At 73.0% G+C, this 2298-nt stretch carries 2 protein-coding genes; one reads left to right on the forward strand and one right to left on the reverse strand.

What is annotated here, in order from left to right; genetic code table 11:
* Nucleotides 1-212 precede the first annotated feature (212 nt).
* On the forward strand, nt 213-1403 hold the full coding sequence (locus DD1DGNOD_RS06140; protein ID WP_241255504.1) for an SIS domain-containing protein: 1191 nt from the start codon (nt 213-215) through the stop codon (nt 1401-1403).
* 85 nt (nt 1404-1488) lie between these two features.
* Here DD1DGNOD_RS06140 and DD1DGNOD_RS06145 read toward each other — a convergent pair.
* Nucleotides 1489-2298, reverse strand: an 810-nt coding sequence (locus DD1DGNOD_RS06145) for a penicillin-binding transpeptidase domain-containing protein (RefSeq protein WP_250645432.1), incomplete at its 5' end; no start/stop codon positions are given.

Genomic DNA, 2298 nt, shown 5'->3' on the forward strand with positions numbered 1-2298 from the left:
GCCTGGCGTTCCCGGTACGGGACGAGATCCCGGTGATGCTGCTCGACGAGGCCGTCCCGTTCGGTGGGGAGGCCCGGCCGCCGGCGTCCACGTCGTCCTGAACCCTCGTCCGCTGCGTCCTGAACCCCGCTCGTCCTGAACCCCGCTCGAACCCCGCTGTCTGCTGAACCCTGGGCTGTGCGGATGGATGCGGGCATGCAATGGTGCAAGGCATGCGGGAAGCGGGCGTGGACGAGAGCATCCTTGACGACGTCGTCCGGCTAAGCGCCGCCGATCCGTCCGGCATGCTGCTGCACGTCGCGTCATCGGCCCGCCAGGTCCGCGAGTCCGCCGCGCTGGCGCAGGAGGCCGGCATCGGTTCGCTCGCCGCAGACGGCCGTCCGCGGGCGGTGCTTGTCGTCGGGGTGGGTAGCTCGGCGGCTGTCGGTGTCGCGCTCGCCGCGGTGGTCGGGTCGCGCTGTCCGGTCCCGGTACTCGGCCACAACGGCTTCGGCCTGCCCGGATGGGTGGGGGTGGCCGACGTCGTGATCGCGATATCCGGTTCGGGGCGCAGCGAGGCGACCCTGTCCGCGCTGGAAGAAGCCGATCGTCGCGGTTGCCGGGTGGTTGCGGTGGGCCCGCCCGACTCACCCCTGGCTCATTGTGCCGAACGTGCGCGGGCGCTGTTCCTTCCCGTTGCCGTGGTGGACGGTAGGCCCACCCGGGCCAGTTTCTGGGCGTTGTTGCTCCCGGCTGTCGCGGCTGTCCGGGCACTCGGTCTTCTCCCGCCCGCCGCCGAGGGCCCGGATGCGGTCGAGGCCGCGGCGGCGCGCCTGGAGGACCTGGCGATGCGCTGCCGGCCCGCCAGCGAGACGTTCATCAGCCCGGCAAAGGTGCTGGCGCTCGAGCTCGCCGGCTCGCTACCTCTGCTGTGGGGGACCACCGCGCTGACCGCCGCCGCCGCCGACCGGGCCGCCGGCCAGCTTGCCGCGAACGCGGGTTACCCGGCGCTGCTCGGCGCCCTGCCCGATGCGGCAGGCGCCCAGGCGGGCGTCCTGGACGGGATGTTCGGGGTCCGTGGGGCGGGCGGCGGTGCCGGAGCGGACGACGACTTCTTCCGTGACCGGGTCGACGAGACCGAGCCGGTGCGGCTGCGGCTGGTCCTGCTGCGTGATCAGGCGGCTGAGCATCCGGCGGTGACCCGCCAGGCCGAGGCTGCCGTCACGGCGGCGGCCGAGCGCGCGGTGGCGGTGACCGAGCTGTCCGCGCAGGGGTCCAGCCGCCTGGAACGGCTCGCGTCCCTGGTGGGCCTGTTCGACTACACCAGCGTCTATCTCGGTCTCGCGCTCGGTCTGGACCCGACGCCGGTGGCCGCCGCGCGTGACCTGAGTTCCCCGCCGACCCCGGCCGTGGGTGAGACGTAGCCCGCTCCAGGCCCCGCTGGCGGGTCCCGCTGTCCAGATCTGGCAGCGGGACCCGACGGTTGAGCGGGCCGGTCCGGCTGGTTCGTTACCGGACCGGGGGTGAGAACGGGAACACAGCGGTTGGTACGACCGGTCCGACGGCGCCAGGCGGTGACGTCGGCACGATCGGACCGCCCGATGCCGCCGCGGTGGGAGCCGGCGGTGGTGGCGGGGGAGTCGACAGCAGCCCGCCCTTGGTTCCCCTGGCCACGGTGGGATCGGCCTTCGACATGGGCATGGCGGGGACGCCGGCGAGCGCCGCCCGCAGCGAGCGGCTCCAGATGATCGCCGGAAGGTCCCCGCCGAACACGCGGGACCAGGTCCGGCCGTCCGCCACGACCCCCTTCAGCGGGTTCCCCTGCGCGCCCCTGGGGTTGCCGACCGCGACCGAAGCGGCCATCTGTGGGGTGTACCCCACGAACCACGCGGAGGAGTAGTTGTCCGTGGTGCCGGTCTTGCCTGCGGCCGGGCGTCCGATCGCCGCCGCGTTCGGGTATCCGGTGCCCTGTGTGATCACCCCGGCCAGGATGCTCGTCACGGTGTCGGCCACCCCGGCTGTCACCGCCCGCTCGCAGGCGGGGTCGGGGGCGATGTCGACGTTCTGGTTGTTGGAGTCCCTCGCCGACAGGACGTACCGCGGATCGCAGCGCATGCCGTGCGCGGCCAGCGTGGCGTAGGCGTTGGCCATGTCCAGCGGGGTGACCCGCCTGGAGCCGATGGTCAGGTCGCCCTGGGTCGGATGGACGTCCTCCAGGTAGGACGCGGGGATGCCCAACCGGGTCGCCATGTCGACGACGGCCGGCACGCCGATCTTCTCCTCGAGCTGGATGTAGTAGGTGTTCACCGAGTCCCAGGT

The sequence above is a fragment of the Candidatus Protofrankia californiensis genome, from assembly GCF_900634765.1.
Lineage (GTDB): Bacteria > Actinomycetota > Actinomycetes > Frankiales > Frankiaceae > Protofrankia > Protofrankia californiensis.